General features: G+C 72.6%; 19 protein-coding genes. 4 read left to right on the forward strand and 15 right to left on the reverse strand.

Translation table 11 applies throughout. From position 1 onward, the window contains the following. Positions 1 to 131: 131 nt before the first annotated feature. The 4 genes from AB0C20_RS28515 to AB0C20_RS28530 are packed head-to-tail and all read left to right on the forward strand — an operon-like array spanning position 132 to position 3,448. A complete protein-coding gene (locus tag AB0C20_RS28515; RefSeq protein WP_357569103.1) occupies positions 132 to 1,013 on the forward strand; it encodes a sugar ABC transporter permease in 882 nt (293 codons plus the stop codon). After that, positions 1,013 to 1,912, forward strand: coding sequence for a carbohydrate ABC transporter permease (locus AB0C20_RS28520; RefSeq protein ID WP_357188194.1), 900 nt, complete (start codon positions 1,013 to 1,015; stop codon positions 1,910 to 1,912). The genes AB0C20_RS28515 and AB0C20_RS28520 overlap by 1 nt, the downstream gene beginning before the upstream one ends. Positions 1,913 to 1,916: 4 nt before the next feature. Continuing rightward, positions 1,917 to 2,597: a hypothetical protein gene (locus AB0C20_RS28525; RefSeq protein ID WP_357569096.1), complete on the forward strand. Its 681-nt coding sequence runs from the start codon at positions 1,917 to 1,919 to the stop codon at positions 2,595 to 2,597. Next, positions 2,594 to 3,448 (forward strand): PmoA family protein, encoded by an 855-nt coding sequence (locus AB0C20_RS28530; protein ID WP_357569097.1) that lies wholly within the window; start codon positions 2,594 to 2,596, stop codon positions 3,446 to 3,448. The genes AB0C20_RS28525 and AB0C20_RS28530 overlap by 4 nt, the downstream gene beginning before the upstream one ends. 83 nt (positions 3,449 to 3,531) lie before the next feature. Here AB0C20_RS28530 and AB0C20_RS28535 read toward each other — a convergent pair whose 3' ends face one another. Genes AB0C20_RS28535 through AB0C20_RS28605 form a run of 15 tightly spaced genes read right to left on the reverse strand, consistent with a single transcriptional unit; the run spans position 3,532 to position 16,979 of the window. Continuing rightward, positions 3,532 to 4,305 (reverse strand): hypothetical protein, encoded by a 774-nt coding sequence (locus tag AB0C20_RS28535; RefSeq protein ID WP_357569098.1) that lies wholly within the window; start codon positions 4,303 to 4,305, stop codon positions 3,532 to 3,534. A 30-nt stretch (positions 4,306 to 4,335) separates the two neighbouring features. Next, entirely contained in the window at positions 4,336 to 4,797 is a 462-nt protein-coding gene (locus AB0C20_RS28540) for a hypothetical protein (RefSeq protein ID WP_357188186.1), read from the reverse strand. Beyond that, positions 4,794 to 5,723: a hypothetical protein gene (locus AB0C20_RS28545; protein WP_357569099.1), complete on the reverse strand. Its 930-nt coding sequence runs from the start codon at positions 5,721 to 5,723 to the stop codon at positions 4,794 to 4,796. Before AB0C20_RS28545 ends, AB0C20_RS28540 begins: the two co-directional genes overlap by 4 nt. Then, a complete protein-coding gene (locus AB0C20_RS28550) occupies positions 5,720 to 6,235 on the reverse strand; it encodes a phage tail protein (RefSeq protein WP_357569100.1) in 516 nt (171 codons plus the stop codon). Before AB0C20_RS28550 ends, AB0C20_RS28545 begins: the two co-directional genes overlap by 4 nt. Next, a complete protein-coding gene (locus tag AB0C20_RS28555) occupies positions 6,216 to 8,885 on the reverse strand; it encodes a putative baseplate assembly protein (RefSeq protein ID WP_357569101.1) in 2,670 nt (889 codons plus the stop codon). The genes AB0C20_RS28550 and AB0C20_RS28555 overlap by 20 nt, the downstream gene beginning before the upstream one ends. After that, the gene (locus AB0C20_RS28560) at positions 8,882 to 9,316 is read right to left on the reverse strand and encodes a GPW/gp25 family protein (protein WP_357188180.1); all 435 of its coding nucleotides are present in this window, start codon (positions 9,314 to 9,316) and stop codon (positions 8,882 to 8,884) included. The genes AB0C20_RS28555 and AB0C20_RS28560 overlap by 4 nt, the downstream gene beginning before the upstream one ends. Further along, positions 9,313 to 9,651 (reverse strand): hypothetical protein, encoded by a 339-nt coding sequence (locus AB0C20_RS28565; protein WP_357188178.1) that lies wholly within the window; start codon positions 9,649 to 9,651, stop codon positions 9,313 to 9,315. The genes AB0C20_RS28560 and AB0C20_RS28565 overlap by 4 nt, the downstream gene beginning before the upstream one ends. Further along, entirely contained in the window at positions 9,651 to 11,243 is a 1,593-nt protein-coding gene (locus AB0C20_RS28570) for a contractile injection system protein, VgrG/Pvc8 family (RefSeq protein WP_357569102.1), read from the reverse strand. The genes AB0C20_RS28565 and AB0C20_RS28570 overlap by 1 nt, the downstream gene beginning before the upstream one ends. Further along, positions 11,240 to 12,121 carry a hypothetical protein gene (locus AB0C20_RS28575; RefSeq protein ID WP_357188174.1) on the reverse strand — a complete coding sequence of 294 codons (882 nt, stop codon included), beginning with the start codon at positions 12,119 to 12,121 and terminating at the stop codon, positions 11,240 to 11,242. The genes AB0C20_RS28570 and AB0C20_RS28575 overlap by 4 nt, the downstream gene beginning before the upstream one ends. Then, positions 12,121 to 13,584 carry a hypothetical protein gene (locus AB0C20_RS28580; RefSeq protein WP_357188172.1) on the reverse strand — a complete coding sequence of 488 codons (1,464 nt, stop codon included), beginning with the start codon at positions 13,582 to 13,584 and terminating at the stop codon, positions 12,121 to 12,123. The genes AB0C20_RS28575 and AB0C20_RS28580 overlap by 1 nt, the downstream gene beginning before the upstream one ends. Next, positions 13,559 to 14,041 carry a phage tail protein gene (locus AB0C20_RS28585; protein ID WP_030327509.1) on the reverse strand — a complete coding sequence of 161 codons (483 nt, stop codon included), beginning with the start codon at positions 14,039 to 14,041 and terminating at the stop codon, positions 13,559 to 13,561. Before AB0C20_RS28585 ends, AB0C20_RS28580 begins: the two co-directional genes overlap by 26 nt. Before the next feature lies 1 nt (position 14,042). Then, the gene (locus AB0C20_RS28590) at positions 14,043 to 15,305 is read right to left on the reverse strand and encodes a phage tail sheath subtilisin-like domain-containing protein (protein ID WP_357188170.1); all 1,263 of its coding nucleotides are present in this window, start codon (positions 15,303 to 15,305) and stop codon (positions 14,043 to 14,045) included. Between the two features lie 23 nt (positions 15,306 to 15,328). Beyond that, on the reverse strand, positions 15,329 to 16,027 hold the full coding sequence (locus tag AB0C20_RS28595) for a carboxypeptidase regulatory-like domain-containing protein (RefSeq protein WP_357188168.1): 699 nt from the start codon (positions 16,025 to 16,027) through the stop codon (positions 15,329 to 15,331). After that, entirely contained in the window at positions 16,024 to 16,632 is a 609-nt protein-coding gene (locus tag AB0C20_RS28600; RefSeq protein ID WP_357188166.1) for a glycine zipper family protein, read from the reverse strand. Before AB0C20_RS28600 ends, AB0C20_RS28595 begins: the two co-directional genes overlap by 4 nt. Before the next feature lie 11 nt (positions 16,633 to 16,643). Then, entirely contained in the window at positions 16,644 to 16,979 is a 336-nt protein-coding gene (locus tag AB0C20_RS28605) for a hypothetical protein (RefSeq protein ID WP_030327513.1), read from the reverse strand. Positions 16,980 to 17,070 lie beyond the last annotated feature (91 nt).

Consider the following 17,070-nt stretch of genomic DNA (forward strand, 5'->3'; position numbering starts at 1 on the left):
CCGATCTGCTCAACGTCACAGTGCAGCGCCTGAACTCCGACGTGCCCGAGCTGGTCCGGAGATCCGCTGACGACCAGCGGCAGGCCCACGCTGAGAGGCGTGGGCCCGGACGCTTCCGGAACAGCGAAGGTCTGGCGGGGTACGTCTTCCTGTCGCCGTGGCTCATCGGCCTGATGGGTGTCACGGCAGTCCCCATGGTGCTGTCGCTCTACCTGAGCTTCACCAACTACGACATCCTCACCCCCTTCTCCGAGGTGGAGTGGGTGGGGCTGGCCAACTACGAACGCATGTTCACCGCCGACCCGTCGTACTGGCACGCGGTACGGGTCACACTGACCTTCGCGCTGATCGCCGTACCGCTGAAGCTGGCCGCGGCGCTCGGCGTGGCGCTGCTGCTCAACCGCGCCTGGCGCGGCGTCGGGCTGTTCCGCGGGTTGTTCTACCTGCCGTCCCTGCTCGGCGGCAGCGTCGCGCTGGCCATCGTCTGGGTCAACATGTTCAACCGCGACGGCGCGTTCAACTCGCTGCTGAGCCTCGTCGGCATCACCGGCAAGCCGTGGGTCAACGACCCCGACTGGGCCCTCGAGACACTGATGGTGCTGGCCATCTGGCAGTTCGGCGCACCCATGGTGATCTTCCTGGCCGGGCTCAAGCAGGTGCCCACCGAGCTGTACGAGGCCGCGTCGGTCGACGGAGCCGGCCGGTTCCGTCAGTTCCGCAACGTCACACTGCCGATGCTCTCCCCGGTCATCTTCTTCAACCTGGTGCTGGAGACCATCAACGGCTTCCAGGGCTTCACCGCCGCGTTCGTGCTCAGCAACGGCACCGGCGGCCCTGTCGACTCCACCCTGATGTACACGCTGAACCTCTACATCACCGGCTTCACCGACCTCAACATGGGCTACGCCTCGGCGATGGCCTGGGTGTTCCTGCTCGCCATCGCGGTCATCACCGCGATCTTCTTCAGCACCGGACGGTTCTGGGTGCACTACTCCGACGGGGAGGACCGGTGATGGTGACGGTGACCCCGACGACAGCAGCGCCGACCGCAGCGCCGCCGACCGCGCGCCGACGACCCGGCGGACGGCCGGTGCTGCGACTGCTGATCCTGGTGGCGATCGTCGCCGTGGTGCTCTACCCGCTGATCTGGATGGTGGGCACCTCGCTGAAGTCCCAGGAGGAGATCGTCAACAACGTCGGGCTGCTGCCCGAGCGTTTCACCCCGGGCAACTACACCGCCGGGTGGTCCAACTTCGACGTCAGCTTCGGCCGGTTCTTCCTCAACAGCGCCATGGTCAGCCTGCTCACCGTCATCGGCAACGGGCTCTCCTGCCTGCTGGCCGCGTACGCCTTCGCCCGGCTGCGGTTCCGGCTGCGCGGCATGTGGTTCGCCGTCATGATCGGCACGCTGCTGCTGCCTCAGCACGTGCTGATCGTTCCGCAGTACATCCTGTTCCGCACGCTCGGGCTGGTCGGCGGTGACTGGCCGTACCTGCCGCTGCTCATCCCGCAGTTCCTGGCCACCGAGGCGTTCTTCGTCTTCCTCATGGTGCAGTTCATGCGGGGCGTCCCCCGGGAGCTGGACGAGGCGGCCCGCATCGACGGCGCCGGTCCGTTCGGCATCTTCCGGCACATCATCCTGCCGCTGAGCCGCCCGGCGCTGGTCACCACGGCGATCTTCTCGTTCATCTGGACCTGGAACGACTTCTTCCGCCAGCTGGTCTTCCTGTCCCAACTGGAGGACTACACCGTTCCGGTCGCGCTGACCCTGTTCATCGACTCGACCAGCCAGAGCGCGGTCGGCCCGATGTTCGCCATGTCGGTGCTGTCGCTGCTGCCGGTCTTCCTGTTCTTCGTCGCGTTCCAGCGGATGCTCGTCGAGGGGATCAACACCAGTGGCATCAAGGGCTGAACCCGTGGACACCGGCGGGCGGCGGGACTGGCGCGACGTCGCCCGCGACGCCGCCGACCTGGCGCTGCTGGGCATCCTGCTGACCCTCGCGGCGGTGCCCCTGCTCACCGCCGCCGCGGCGGCGGGCACCGCCAGCGCGGCGGTGCACGACTGGACGCGTACCGGCAGTTGGCCGTCGGCGCGCACGACACTGCGCCGGTTCGGCCGCGCGGTGCTGCCCGGTGTCCCGGTGAGCCTGCTCGCGCTCGCCGGCGCCGCGCTGCTCGCCGCCGACCTGGCGGCGCTGGCCACCGGCCGGGTGCCGGGCGGCCCGGTCGCGCTGCTGGTGACGGCGTTGATCGCGGCCGGCCTGGTCGGGTACGCCGGGCTGGTCGTCGTCGAGGTGGGCGGCAACGGGGGCGGGCGGTGGTGGGCCTCGGCCCGCTCCGCCGCCCGCGCCTGCCTCGACGCGCCCACCCGCTGGGCGGCGCTCACCGGTGTCGTCGCGCTGGCCGGGCTGCTCACCGTCCTGGTCACCCCGGTCGCGGTTCCGATCCTCGCCGGCTACACGGTGGCCGCCCTGCACGCCGTCACCGTCCGCCGGCCGGTGTCGGTCGCCGTTGTCGGCGGCCGGCAGAGACCAGCCGACCCCAACGCCCGCCGGCGGGTGTCGGTCGCCGTCGCCGGCCGTCGGGAGCTGCCGTGAGCGGGGAGCCGGTGCGGCTGACGGTCGGGGCCACTGAGGTGGCCGAGTACATCCTCGATCCGGCGCTGGACGCGCGGCACGGGCCCCGACCGTACCTGCACCCGGTACGCACGCTCGGCGGAACTGTGGTCACCGACGCGCTTCCCGCCGACCACGTGTGGCACCTCGGCGCGTCCCTCGCGGTGCAGGACGTCGAGGGCAGCAACCTCTGGGGCGGGCGCACCTACGTCCGCGACGTCGGCTACACCTGGCGGGACGACCACGGCGTCATCGCGCACACCGGCGAGGTGGAACGGTCCCCGGGCCGGTACGCGCACGATCTCCAGTGGCGCGACCGGGCCGGCGGGGTGCTGCTGACCGAGCGGAGGTGGCTCGCCGCGTCGGCGGTCGCGCCGGACGCCTGGCGGCTCGATGTGGAGTCCGTTCTCGTCGCCCCGGACGACCGGGAGATCCGGCTGGGCAGCCCGGCCACCAACGGCCGTCCGGGCGGGGCCGGCTACGGCGGGTTCTTCTGGCGGGCCGTCGCCGACGGCGAACCGGTGGTGTTCACCGCCGATGCGGCCGGGGAGGAGACGGTCAACGGCAGTGCGGCGCCGTGGCTCGCGCTGACCGGCGCCGGGTCGGGTGGCGGGGCGTACACACTGGTCTTCGCGGGCCTCGGCCGCGGCGACCGGTGGTTCGTGCGGACCGGGATGTATCCGGGAGTCTGTGTGGCGTTCGCGTTCGACCGCCCGGCGGTGGTGCCGGCCGGTGGGAGCCGGCACGGCCGGTACCAGGTGTGGGTGGCCGACGGAATCCTCGACCGGGACGGTGTCGACGCCCTGGTCACGTCGGTGCCAAGACCACTCTGAGCGGGGCTCCGAGCCCGAACACCCCTCGTTGACCATGAAGTTATTGCCACGACACGCCGGGCGGAGTGGCAATGACTTCATGATCAACGGGGTGAGGAGCTGGTGCGGGTCGGTAGGGCTGCGGTTACTCGGACGGCCTTGACGATCGCCGGGATGGAGCCGATCAACAGCACCAACCCCCAGACGATCGCGATGATCGCGAAGACCAGCGCCGCCACGTCGTCGACGATGCTGACCAGGATCACCGGCACCAGGTTGTGCAGGAACTCCAGCACGACAGTGCACAGCAGGGTGGTGAGGATGAGCAGGACGAGACCCTTGTTCTGCAGGAAGCGCGGCTGAGCCAGCACCAGCATCAGGGCCCACACTAGCTTGAGTAGCAGCACCAGCCCGAGCAGCACCGCCGCCTCGCCGACCGGGAAGAACCCCCACAGCGCCAGGTACGCCAGCGTGCCGAACGGGACGGCCAGGAACAGCGACACCATGATGGACAGCTCCACGAACGCAACGACCAGCGCGACCAGCCCGACGATGATCAGGATGATCGAGAAGATCAGGCTGGCGACGCCCTGCACCCGCCCCTGGACGCGCTCGGGCAGCAGCAGGCCCAGGCAGAACAGCCCGGTGCTCCAGACCGCCACCGCGTCGATCAACGCCAGGTAGCCGGTGCCTCGTCCGGACGGTTCGCTGACCCCTGACACGTCGTCGATCTCCACGTCCAGCGCCCCGGCGGTGTCGGCGAGGGCCGCGCCGGCGTCGGCGCCGCCGAGCAGCAGCCCGGCACCGAGCTCCACCCCGATCGCCAGGACGATGGCGAGCATGGCCAGCAGCAGGAACGGCTTGCGCAGGTCACCCACGGCGGCACCTTCCTCTCAGCCCGGGTCGGGTCAGGACGTGGCCACGACGACAGTGCAGCCGCCCAGGCCGGGGCAGACCAGGCCCACCTCGGTGGCCTGGTCGACGGCGATCTTCGCCACCGCGCCGGTGCCGTCCGCCGCCGGCTCGACCTCGTCGCGGATGGTGAGGTCGGCGTCGCCGGGCGCCCGGGCGACGACTGTGAAGCGCGCCGCGCTGCGCAGCACCAGGGTGCGCAGCCCGCCCGGGTCCGCGACCCGCACCACGCAGCCGCCGGAGAACTCCAGCCGGCCCGCCTCGTCGGCGCAGTCGGCGCTGACCGTCGCCGGATCCACGGCGGAACGCTCGCCGCCCAGCGCGCCCAACCGGTCGACGAACCCGTGCCGAGCCTCCGGATCACCCGGCTGGTTGCGACCCGTGCTGACCGCGACCACGAACAACGCCACCAGCAGGACGGCGAACAGCCCCAGCAGCGCCTTCTGCCGACCACTCATCGCGCCACGGCCTTCGCCACGATCTCGGTGAACCGGATCTCGTCGATGCCCGCGTAGTAGCGGTTGGAGCCCTGCGTCTTACCAACCACCAGGAGCGTGACCTGGTGGGGGCCCTTGGCGAGCTGGACCGTGCCGACGTCCAGGAACTCCGTCTTGCGCACTGTCGGCGTGAAGCCGAGGAACGTGCCGCCGACCTGGTTGCCGTCGATGGCGAAGACGGTGTTGGCGTAGTCGAGGGAGGTGGTGCGTACCGCTGCGAAACGCCAGGTGCCGTCGGCCGGGATCTGCACCGTCACGGTGACCTTGTCGCCGATGGCAAGCCCTTGGAAGAACAGCTGCCTGTCGCCGGACCAGGTCACTCCGCAGCAGTTGGGTTGCGCCTCCACCTTCGCCCCGTTCTTCGCCGGGGAGTCCACCACCGCCCCTGGCACCAGGCTCTCCGCCTCGACGGTGACCACCCGCGGCTCGCCGGGGGCCGGCTCGCCGTCGCGGGTCAGCAACACCACCCCCACGGCGACCACCACCAGCACCAACGCCGCCGCGGCGGCGATCCACAACCACGGGGTACGCCGTGGCGGCGCGACCGCCCGCACCTCGTACGTGACCCGGCCGCTGGAGCGGGAACTCTCCTCCGGCGCGGTGTTCGCCGAGTACGCGAACCCGGTCATGTCGTAGCGCCGGGGCGGGGTGCCGGCCGGCACGGCGAGCTTGACCAGGAACGACACCGAGCCCTGGCCGGGTACCACCCGTTGGGGTTCGGCGACGGTGAACCAGACCCGCTGGGAGCCGTCACCGGGCGCCACGTCGAACACCACGGTGTCCGGCGCGTTTCCCGGGTTGGAGACGGTGAAGGTCAGCTCACCGCTGTTGCGCGGATCGACTGTGAACTGCTCGGCGGCGGCGACGACCGCCCACTCGGTGGTCATGACGACTCCTCTTCCAGGACGATCTCGACAGTGGCCGAGGCGGGTTTCTCCGCCTCGACGATGCGGGTGATCACGGCGAGCTGACCAGCGGCGGCGACCGGCACCCGCACCACGACGTGGAAGGCCCGCTCGGCGGGCTCGTCGATGGCGAAGCCCGACATCCCGGTGGCCAACTCCAGGGCTCTGCGCATCCCGTACGGGGTGCCGCGCCATCGGGCCAGCAGGGCGGCGTTGGCCACCAGGTCGCGCAGCCGACCCACCGGCAGCGGCAGCGGGCTGTCCCGTCGGGGCGAGGCCACCACGTGGTCCATCGCCACCCAGCGGGTCAACCGCACGACCAGCCCGTCCGGCGCCCGGTACGGGTCGAACAGCGCGTCCACCTCGGCGAGGATCGCCTCGTCCGGGGAGTGCAGCCCCTCCATCACGTCCAGCAGCGCCCAGAGCACGCTGCCCGGCACGCAGGCCCGCTGATAGGCGGCGGGCAGCAGCCGTTCAATCGCCGAGCGTCGCATCCTGGCGCACCACCTCGATGTCGTGCTCGCCGGAGCAGAGCAGCCAGGTATCGGGGACTGTCACCACGTCGGCGGTGGCCTGGTTGGCGCTGGGCGTCCAGGTGACGGCGTCGGCGCTGCGGTTCACGCCGCGTTCGCCGCTGGCCAGGATCAGCCGCTCCGTCGCGCCGGTGCCGGGCGCGGCGCTCCCGGCCGTCGGGCCGCTCACCGCGATGGCGTCGACCGGCACGAACCGGGTGCGGTCCCGCAACGGCAACCCGCAGTTGACCGACACCGCCTGCCACTGCGGCTGAGCGGCCAGGGTGTCCAGCCGCAGCACCCCGCCGCTCTGCGTGGCCGCCACCGCCTGCTGACCGGCGAACGCGAGGTCCCGGCAGGTACCGCCGCTCCACCCCGCCTGCATCGACTGCCACTTCACGTCGGACTCGAACAGCCGGGTGCGATGACAGCCCTGGCCGGGTTTCTTCGGATCCGGCTCGCCGGCGCCGCTCCACAGCAGGGTGGCCGGGCCGTCGTACTGCACGGCGAGGACCCGGTTGTCCACGTTGGCCAGACCGACGTGGGTGAAGCTGCCGGGTCGGCCGCCGCTGGTCGACAGGTACACCCCGAAGCTGGCCTGCGCGGCCACCGCCACCCCCGGCGCGCCCCGCTCGGAGACGAACGTACGGACCGCGTAGAAGCCCCGGTCGGCGTCCGACGGGTCGACCAGGATCTGCAACGGCACCGCCCCGGGCAGTAGCGACACCTCGTACAGGCCGGTGTCGGTGGCCGCCAGCAGCGCGCCCGCGCCGTCGCGATCCAGCCAGGCCACGTCGGAGATCCGTGAGTCCAGGTCGGTGAGCAGTGACCACGTCTCGCCCAGGTCGGTGCTCAGGTGCACCCGGGAACCGCCCGAGGCGCGCAGCGTCACCACTGCCACCGAGCCAGGACGCGCGACGATGCCCGGCCGTACCGGCGCGGGCGCGGGCGCCACCCGCAGCACCGTCTCGTCGTCGAAGCGACCGGCCGGTTCCCAACCCGCGCCGCCGTTGCTGGAGCGGAACAGCACCGGGCCGCGCCCGGCGTACCAGGTGCGCGGCTGGTACTGGTCCACGGCGAGTGCGCGGACGTCGGCGTCGGGGGCCTCGTCGACAACGAACCGCACCGACTCGACGTAGCGCACCCCCGGCTCGGCGTGCTCCAGCAGTCGGTACACGTTTGACGCCCGTAGCGGCTCGCCGAACGGCCAGCCGGTCGGGTTGAGCGCTGTGGGCAGCGGACTCAACGTCTGGTGCAGCCGGTCGTGGATGCGGCGACGGACCGCGTCCACGTCCTCCTCGCGGCGGACCACCACCCGGGCCCGCACCGACACCGCCTTGAACCGTGCCCAGGTGGCCCGGGAGCGGATGCCGACCATCCGGCGCTCCTCCAGGTCCGCCTCGACCCGGTGCCGCGCCTCGGGCACCTCGTGCTCGCGCAGCACCGCCACCGGCAGCCGCCCGCCCGGTCGGGCCGCCTCCGGCACGTACGGCACCAGCACCACCTCGACCTCACCCGGGCGGGCGAAGCTGTACACCGCGGCGCGGGTGAACGCCCGCGCCCGCGCCACCGCGCCGGAGCTGGTCGCGAGGACCTCGAAGTCGCGGGCGGTGACCGCCCGCTGCTGGGCGAAGAACTCGTACGGGCCGCGCAGTAGCACCGACTCCAGCGCCTCCATGTCCCGGCCGCCGGCCGCCGGGGCGGGGTTGTCCACGCGTACCCCCGGTAGTGGGTCGCGAAGACTGGTCAGCGTGCCCGCCGCCACGTTGCCGGTGGGTCCGCCGCCGGCGCGGTACCAGAGCCGGATCTGCCGTCCGGCCGGCGGCACCGCCGCGACGGTCACCGGCGGCACGGTGCTCGTCGGTGCGGTCGCGTCGGCGGTGACCTCGCCGGGCGGGGTCGCCCCGGCGGGGGGTCGCAGGTCGAGGGCCGGGGCGAAGATGACGGTGCCGGAGCAGCGGTCGACCAGGTACGCCTTGGCCTGCGGGCCGAGCCCGGCGAAGCTGTCCACCGGCTGCCAGATCTCGAACGTGCGACCGTCGTGCTCGCGGGCCGCCGCGCCCAGCTCGACAGTGCCGGCCGGCACCTCCACCCCGAGCAGCAGGTCCAGCGCCTCGGCGGTGTGCGTCAGCGGCGCGTGCGCCGCGCGCAGCACCTGCCCCGGCTGGCCGGTGCCCACCCCGAGCAGCTCCGCCTCGACCGGCTCGCAGTGGTGCATCCGTACCGTCACCGACGACTCGTCGGCGGGCAGCAGCGTCGGCTCAGTGGTGACGAACACGACCGGCCGGGGGTCCGCGCCCCGGGCCGCGGCGACCCGCAGCCCGGCCGGGATCCGGACCGCGCCGCGGTCGGTGCCGGTACGGGTGAAACGGACGTCCGCCCAGGCCGCGGTCGGGGCGTGCCGGGTGACCCCGAGCAGGTTCAGGAACGAGACGTACGCCTTCTCCGGCAACTGGTTCAACCGGTAGATCATTACCTCGGTGAGGTGCGCGAACGTCTCCACCAGCGCCATGCCGGGGTCGTGCGCCGACAGGTCGGTCCACGCCGGGCAGGACTGGCGGATCCGTTCCCGGGCCTCGGTGACCAGGTCGAGGAAGCCGCGATCGTCCAGGTGCGGCACGGGCAGCGTCATGACGCTCCTCCCTGAGCGGGCTCGTCGACCGGGAGTAGATCCACTGAGAAGACCAGCTGCCCGGGTGTCAGGCTGGCCCGCACCCGGTAGTCCAACCGGATCACCAGCCGCCACGCGTCGTCCGGATCCGGCCCGGCGTCCACGTCGATCACCTCGACCCGGGGCTCCCACCGGGCGATGGCCTGCCGGACGTAGTGGATGGCCAGACCGGCAGTGGTGTCGTCGTTGGGCGCGAAGACCAACCGGTGCAGCCGGGAGCCGTACCCGGGTCGCATCAGCCGCTCGCCCGGCGTGGTCGACAGGAGCAGGAACAGCGCCTGCCGGACGCTCTCGTCGCCGTCGGTCATCGCCAGGCCGCCGGCCGCGGTGAGCGCCAACCCGCCGGTGCGGCCGGCGTCGAAGCCGGCGCCGACGAAGCGGAAGGCCCTCATCGGTCCGCCCCCAGGAACTGCTGGCGGGGGTCGCGCACCGTGTGCTTGACCAGCCCCGGCGGTGTGCCGTTGGTGAACCCCTCCAGGTGCGACAGCACCAGCCGGTGCCCGTCGACGCGGACCCAGTCGCTGTAGCCGACCCGGACGGTCAGCGTCGTCGTGCACGGCTTGATGGTCGGGCCGTAGTTCGGGCAGGCGATGATTGTGCGTCCCTCCGGGTCGTCGTCGACGAGCACTGGCACACCGGTCACTGTCACCCACTGCCGTGAGGGTCGGTTCTCGACCCGGCCGTCGTGATCGCAGGTGATCACAGAGTCACTGTGGATCCAGCGCATCAGCCGCCTCCTTCGTGGTGGGCGCGGGCGAGCGAACGGGCCCGCTCCGCCGCTGTGGTCGGGTCCTCGGTCGATTCGGCGTGCAGGAAGTCCACGCTGCGGGCGCGCACCACAATGGCCCGGCCGGGTGCGGAGATCACCAGGTCGGACGCCGCGTGCAGGACGGCCAGGTCGGGGGTCAGCTCCAGGAAGCTGCCGCCCTCGGTGCCGAGTCGCAGGCTGCGCCGCACGTCGTCGACGACGATCGACTGCCCGCCGGCGGTGCGCATCGTCCAGCGGCGGGCCTTTCCGTCGTCGATGCCCGCGTCGTACGGCTCGACCGCGCCGAACAGCGAACCGAGCACGATGCCCGACGCCGGCTCGCCGCCGGGCAGCACCACCAGCACGGTGTCGCCCGGATCGGGCAGCGCCACCAGACCCTTGCCCGGCCCGGCGCCCTGGCAGAGCACGGCGAGCCAGCCGGCGTCCAGGTCCCCGTACGCCGGCAGGGTCAACCGGACCCGGCCCAGCCCGTCCGGGTCGGCGACGTCGGTGACGCTGCCGAGGGTGACCACCGCCCCGCCGGTCGGGGTCGCCGGGGTGGCCGGCGGCACCGTGGAGAAGCGGGTCAGGTGCCCGTTGCCGTCCACCGTGTGCACCACCTCGGTCAGCACGTACGTCCCGGCGACCGGGTCGGGCACCCCGCCGATGTCGACGCGGCGGCCCGGCCGCAGTGCCGGATCGCCCTCGGCCACCCCCTCGGCCGTGACCAGCGCCGCCGCCCGGGTGTCCAGCCGGGCCTGGGCCAGCGCCGCCAACTCGTCGTCGCTGCGGCCGGGCTGGTCCACGGCGGTGCGAACGCCGCCGGCACCCACGTCGGTCGGGTCCGGACGGTCGTCGGCGGGTCGGCCGCAGCGCGCCTCGTCGACCTGTTGGCTGATCACCTCGGCCCGCTGTGGGTGCCAGCCCAGTGCCGCACTGGCACCGCTGGCCTGGTCGGTGTTGGTGGACAGCCGCACTGTGTGCACCCCCGCGCCGAGCGTCAACGCGACCGGCTCCCCGTAGCCGGCGAAGGTGACCAGCCGGACGCCGTCACCGTCGGCGGCCAGGTGCAGCCCGGCCCGGCCGGTCACCTCGCGCAGCAGCTCCAGGTCGCTGTGCCGGTGCTGGAGAAGCCGCTCCAACCGAGGGCCGTCGATCTCGGCGGTCACCGCCAGACCCACAGCGCCGCACAGCTCCCGGGCCAGCTCGACGGCGGTCACCGAGGTGAACACCCGCAACCCCTGCCGCTTGCGCAGCCGGTGCAGCGGGTCGTACGCCCGCAGCCGCAGCACCGCCGCCCCGTCGGCGGCGTACTCCACCTCCACGCAGGTGACCTCACCGGTGAACAGGGCGTCCGCGTGGTCGGCGAGCCGTACGTCGAGCGCCGTGCCGGGGCGAACCGCCGGGTCGAACGCGCCGGTCCCGGCGGTGGTGGCGAGCACCAGCTCGGCCTGGGTGGGCTGATCGAGCCGGGCCGCGACCCGCAGTGAGCGGACCCGCTGACGAGCCGCGCCGACCAACTCGACGCCGTCCAGCAGGACGATCAACGCCCGGGGCGCGACGCTGGTCACGACGTACCCCCCGGGTTGGTGCTGGTGGCCGTGGGGCCCGACGGACCCCAGGCGGCGGGCGCGGTGGCGATCGAGGCGCCGACGAACGACGCGCCGGCACCCACCGCGCCGGCCAACGCCCGCGCGGCGCCGGTCACCGCGCCCACCACCGATCCACCGCTCGGCGCGCCTGGTGGTGGGACGGCGAGCGTGGTGCCGGCCGGCACGGCGAGGGGATCGGTGATCCGGTTGTGCTCGGCCAACAGCCGCCAGCGCAGCGGCGAGCCCAGCGCGTCGTTGGCCAGCAGGTCGAAACGCACACCGGAGCGACCCGGCTCGGCAGCGCCGTCACCGGCGGCGATCACCGCGCTGCCCGGCGCGGCGGTAGGGGTGCTCGCGGCGGCCAACTCCTCGGCGAAGCCGGCCTCGGCCTGATCGGCCGTCTCGGCGGCGCGGACCAGCTTCAGCCGCAGCCAGGACCGTCGCGGCGACCCGGTGCCGGTGAACGCGTCGAACCGTTCCGCCACCGAGATGATCACACCGGGCACGTTCCAGGTCTTGCCCCAGACCAACCGGACCAACGGCGGTCGCAGCCAACCATGCTCGGCCGTGGAATTCTCCGCCAGCATCCACAGCGGACGGGTGAGCACCCGAACGTCGGCCGGACGCAGTTGCGCCTCCACGAAGTCGACGTCGAAGAGCAGGTCCAACACCAGCTCGGTACGGCCACCGCCGGTGAAGACCAGCGGGTCGTCGGCCAGACCGGATCCGGTGAGCTGCCCACCGCCGGCACCCCGCTGCCGTACGCCGGCGAGTCGGGTCACCTGCACGGTCTCCGGGTTGAGCAGGCAGTCCACCCGAACGCCTGAGGAGTCGATGAGGAAGGCGACGCGTTCCATCAGTCACCCGCCTGTTCCCGGTCCAGTCGGGTCAGCTGCGCGGTGTCCACCGCCGCGCCGGCGACCGACCAGAGTGCGGTGTCGTCGGGCAGTGCCGGCCACGGGTCGACACTCCGCGCCGCCGCGCCGGGGAGCGGACCGTCGATGCCGGTCACTCGTCCGCCGCCGGACGTTTCCGTACCGGGGATGCCCACCGCGGCAGGGTGCCCGGGTGGCGCTGGTTCGCCGGGCAGGGCCGGCCAGGGTCCACCGTCCACGACGCGCACCAGGTCAGCGCGCCCGGAGGTCGGTCGGTTTCCGGCGCTCGTCGCCGTCGAGCTGGTCCAGGATGCACCGACCCCGCCCCGGTTCGGCTCGTTCAGGAGGCGGCGCGCAGCCATTGCGTCCACTCGGGACGTCGTGGCCGTACTCGGTGCGTCACCACGCGGGTGCCCGCTCTGGTTCTCAGTGGGCGAGGGCTGAGCGTCCGAGTCGCCCCGGAAGCCGCCGCGACCACCCGGAAGCCGGTCGGCGGTGGGTCGGGCGATCGACGAGCCGGTGGAACGCCAGTGGTCGACCTCGCCGGACCACTGTGCGTCCAGGGGCGGGTGTGAGGTGGTTCGGGTGGCTTCGGCCTCTGCCCGGTGCGGGCGGCCGCTCGGCGAACTGGGCGGCCCGAAGACCATGGAGGGGACCGACTGTCGGGGTCCATCCGCCCGGGGCAACCCCCTTGCCTCGAGGGCCGTGCTGTGGAGGGCCGTGCTGTCGACGGTCGTGGTGTCGAGGGCCGTGGTGTCGAGGGCCGTGGTGTCGGCCCGGACCGCCCGCCGTACCGGAGGCACCGTCGCGTCCGGTCCCCCCGGCCAGGTCGAGCCGGCTGGCGGGGTCGACGCGTCCGGCCAGGTGGATCCGGCCGGTGGGGTGGTCAGGTCCGAGCTGGACGACGGTGTCCCGCCGCCGGATGGGGCGGCGGCACTGCTCCCCGTACCGTCCGGCTGGCCGCCGGCCCGCGACGGGCAGGCCGACCTGCCGGTTCGGCTCTCGGCCCGCGACCTGGTCGACCTCTCGTCCCCGCTCGCACCGGGACCGCCCACGTCGGCTTGGCCGTCGATCCTGCTGGACCTGCCGGGCCTGCCGAGCCTGCTGGACTCGTCGGACCTGCCGTCAACGACCGGGTCCGCACCCTCGGCGTCGACCCGACCGGTCGATTCGCCCTGCCCGCCGTCCCGGACCTCGGCCTCGGCGGTGCCGTTCGGGGACGGGTCGAGGTCCAGGTCGTGCAGCAGGCCGGGCGCGTGGGCAGCGACCAGGTCCAGCCAGTGTCGCGGAGGCTCCCCGAAACGGCGTGGGGCCACCACGGGCGTCTGCGACGGCGGCGGAAGGTGACCGGCGGCCTCGACCCGCCCGGCGAGGCGCTGCACCGCCCCGGCCGCCGAGCGCAGCCGGCCGGCCAGCCAGCTACGCGGGCGTCGGCGCGGTGGCACCGCCGGTCTCCAGCTCCAGGCCCTCGTAGCGCAGGGTCAGCGAGGCGATGGCGATCTCGTGGCTGAGGGTGTTGAGGTGCGCCCCGCGCCACCGGGTCGGCCAGGCGTCGATCAGGTTCCAGCGCAGCACCTCGGCCGTCCCGACCGAGTCGAGCAGCACCACCGAGACGTTGCGCCGATTGAGGGTGCCCTGGGCGGTGGCGTTCACCCAGTCCCACAACTCGCGGGAGGCGGTGAGGCCGAAGTGCAGCGTCACCGGCTCGTACTCGGCCTGACCGGGCACCATCCGCATCCGACCCAGGCCGTGCTCCCGGTACGGCTGCCCAGGAATGTTCACCTCCAACCCGGTCATCTCGGTGAAGTGGCCGTTGGTGACGCCGTTGATGAGCAGTCGGAAGTTGTACGCCCGGTACGGGTCGACCGGGGCCCCGGGTTGCGGGGTGGCGGTGGTGGGCATGTCAGCCTCCGATCGTCTCGGTCTCGGTGCCGCCGGCCCACTGGCTCAGCTTGAACACCACGAATTCGGCGGGCTTGACGACAGCGATGCCGATGTGGGCGATCACCATGCCCGCGTCGCGGACGTCCGGCGGGTTGGTCTCCTCGTCGCACTTGACGAAGAACGCCTCCTCCGGGCTGCGCCCCAGCAGCGCGCCGTCGCGCCACACCCGGGTGAGAAACGCCCCGATGTCGCGTCGGATCGAACGCCAGAGGGTGAAGTCGTTGGGCTCGAACACCATCCACCGGGTGCCGTTGGCGATGGCCTGCTCGATGGCGATGCTGAGGCGTCGGACGTTGAGGTAGCGCCACTCGCTGGCCTCGGCGGCGAGCGTACGGGCGCCCCAGACGCGGATGCCCTCGCCGGCGAAGTAGCGGATCACGTTGACACCCTTGGGGTTGAGCACGTCGTGCTCCGGCCGGGTGACCAGGTAGCCCAGGTCGACGGCGCCGCGGACCGGCTCGTTGGCCGGCGCCTTGTGCACCCCGCGCAGGGCGTCGGTGCGGGCCCAGATGCCGGCCAGGTGCCCGCTCGGCGGGGTGAGTTCCAACTCGCCGCTGATCGGGTCGCGCACCCGCAGCCAGGGGTAGTAGAACGCGCCGAACTCGGACTGTCGCGGCCGGTAGGCGGCCCCCTCGTGGCCGCCGGAGCCGCCCGGCTGGGTCGGACCGCTGCCGGGACCGCCGGGGGCGCCGCCGCTCGTACCCTCGGCGGGTTTGGGGGGTTTGCCGGAGGACGGCGTGGCCACCCTTGTCAACGCGGAGATGTCGTCGATGTCCGGCGCCGGGTCGCAGATCGCCACCATGGTGCGGGTGCGCTCGGCCATGCTGAGCAGCGCCTCGTGGGACACCACGTCGTGGAAGCCGGGCGCGGCGATGATGGAGATCTCGTCGACGGCCTCCAGCAGTTGCAGACCGCCACGCCGCTGCCCGGAGCCGGTGATCGCGCCACCCTCGCCGACGTTGACCACCCAGCAGCGGGCGCCCCCGTTGTCCAGGAAGCCGAAGACCGCCCGGGCCAGCGGGGTGCTCTCCACCCGCTCCCCACCGGCGAAGAGCCGCAGGAACTCCGTCCAGTTGTTGACCGGCACCGCCTTGCCCAGGTGGGCGGAGCGGTCCGGGGCGACGCCGACGAAGGCGGCGATGCTGGTGCTCGCCGGCCCGATCGGTCGGGCGCCGCTGGGGACCTCCTCGACATAGATGCCGGGGGAGAAGTAACTGGGCATCGGTCCTCCTGTGCCTGTGGGTGTCAGTGGGTCGGTGGCGCGCAGACGATGACGATGTCGTCCTCGGCCGGGTCGACGTCGGCGGTGAGGACGAGCCCGCGGCCGGTCAGCCGCAGCCGGACCGGGCCCGGGTGCTCGGGGTCGTGCGGGACGCCGACGATCAGGAAACGGCCCTCGGTGTCGGTGTGGGTGGCGGACCCGGTGGCGGGCAGCTCGACCCGCATCGCGGCCAGTGGCTGCTCCTGGGGGCCGAGCACCCGCCCACCGAGGCTGCGCACGTCGAGTTGCCGCAACCGCAACGGATGCAGAACCGGCGGCGCCGCCGGAGTCGGGTGGTCCACCTGCGCCGCCACGTCGATCAGCAGCGCCGGTCGGGGTGCCGTACCGAACGCCGTCCACAGTGCTGGGTCGCCGGCCTCCAGCACTACCGGGTAACTGCCGTCGCTGGTCGCGGCGGTGAGCACCCGGTCCAGCCGGGGCAACCCGGCCGGCCCGGTGACGCAGAGCAGGTGGCGGACAGTGAACCGGTACGGTTCGCGGACCGCGCCGCTGGAGCGGGTCTGCCGGGCCGGGCGCAGCTCCATCGGCCAGAGGGTGAGCCCATCGGCGTCGTCGCACGCGCGGGGCGGGCCGATCGGGACCGGTTCCCCCGCCGCGCTGGCCACCCAGGCGACCAGCTCGGCGGTGGCGCTCTCGATCGGTCCGCGCCCGTGGGTGGTCATCGCGGCGGCGTCCCCTGGATCCGGTACGCGATGGCCTCGTTCCACACGTGCGGGTAGACGCCGATCTCGAAGTACCGGGTGAAGCGGTTGATCGGCGCGTTTGTGTGGTCGTGGTAGAGCAGCCACACCGGCGCGATGGTGAACAGGACGTAGTTGGCCAGCACGAGGGGGATGTAGAGCGGCCCGAGCAGGCGACCCTGGAAGATGTGCACGTCCTCGTGCCGCTGGATGCCTGAGCTGGAGCCGGCGCAGACGGTGCCGATGGTGGTGGCGTAGCGGGGCGAGACCCCCTCCACCACGCTGACCCGACCGCTGCCCAGTGAGGTGGGCCGGTCCAGTGAGTGCCCGAAGACCAGGTGCACGGTGAGGTAGATGGCGCCGACGACAGTGTTGAGCAGACTCCAGGTGTGGTCGACGACGAAGAGGAAGATGCCGCGGGCGTCCGAGCCGTACACCCCGGCGGAGGCCACCGACCAGCCGAAGACCGCGCCGACCACCAGGCCCACGACGGCGCCGATCAGCAGCCCGATCGAGCCACCGGCGAGGAAGCCGAGCAGGGCGGCGAAGCCGACCTGGATGGCTGCGCTGAGAATTCCGAAGACCATGACGACACCCCTCAGACCCAGGAACGGAAGACTCGGGGCTCACGACCGCTCGCGACCTGGGTCGGCGTCGCCTGTCGGTTGCCGGGCGGGAACTGGTTGACGCCGAGCGCGGCGGAGAAGATGACCAGCGCGTTGAAGAACGCGATGACCCACTTCTCGCCGCCGGCGTCGTCGGCGAACGCCGCTGTCACGTAGGACAGCAGCAGCGCGATGGCGATGGCGATCCACTTACGGAGCTTGTCGCCGCTCGGGCCGATCAGCCCGCCGATGACGTTGGTGGCCAGCAGGGTGGCGGCGCTCGCGCCGGCGATGGTCCCCAGGGCTGCCCAGGTGAAGAGATCGTTCATGACGATCCCCCTTCTGCGATGGTGCGACCGGGATGTGGTGGTGGTGAGGTCCGGTGCCCCCGCGCGGGAGCACCGGGGCCGGTCGGCGTGG

Source organism: Micromonospora sp. NPDC048843, from assembly GCF_040649965.1.
GTDB lineage: Bacteria > Actinomycetota > Actinomycetes > Mycobacteriales > Micromonosporaceae > Micromonospora > Micromonospora hortensis.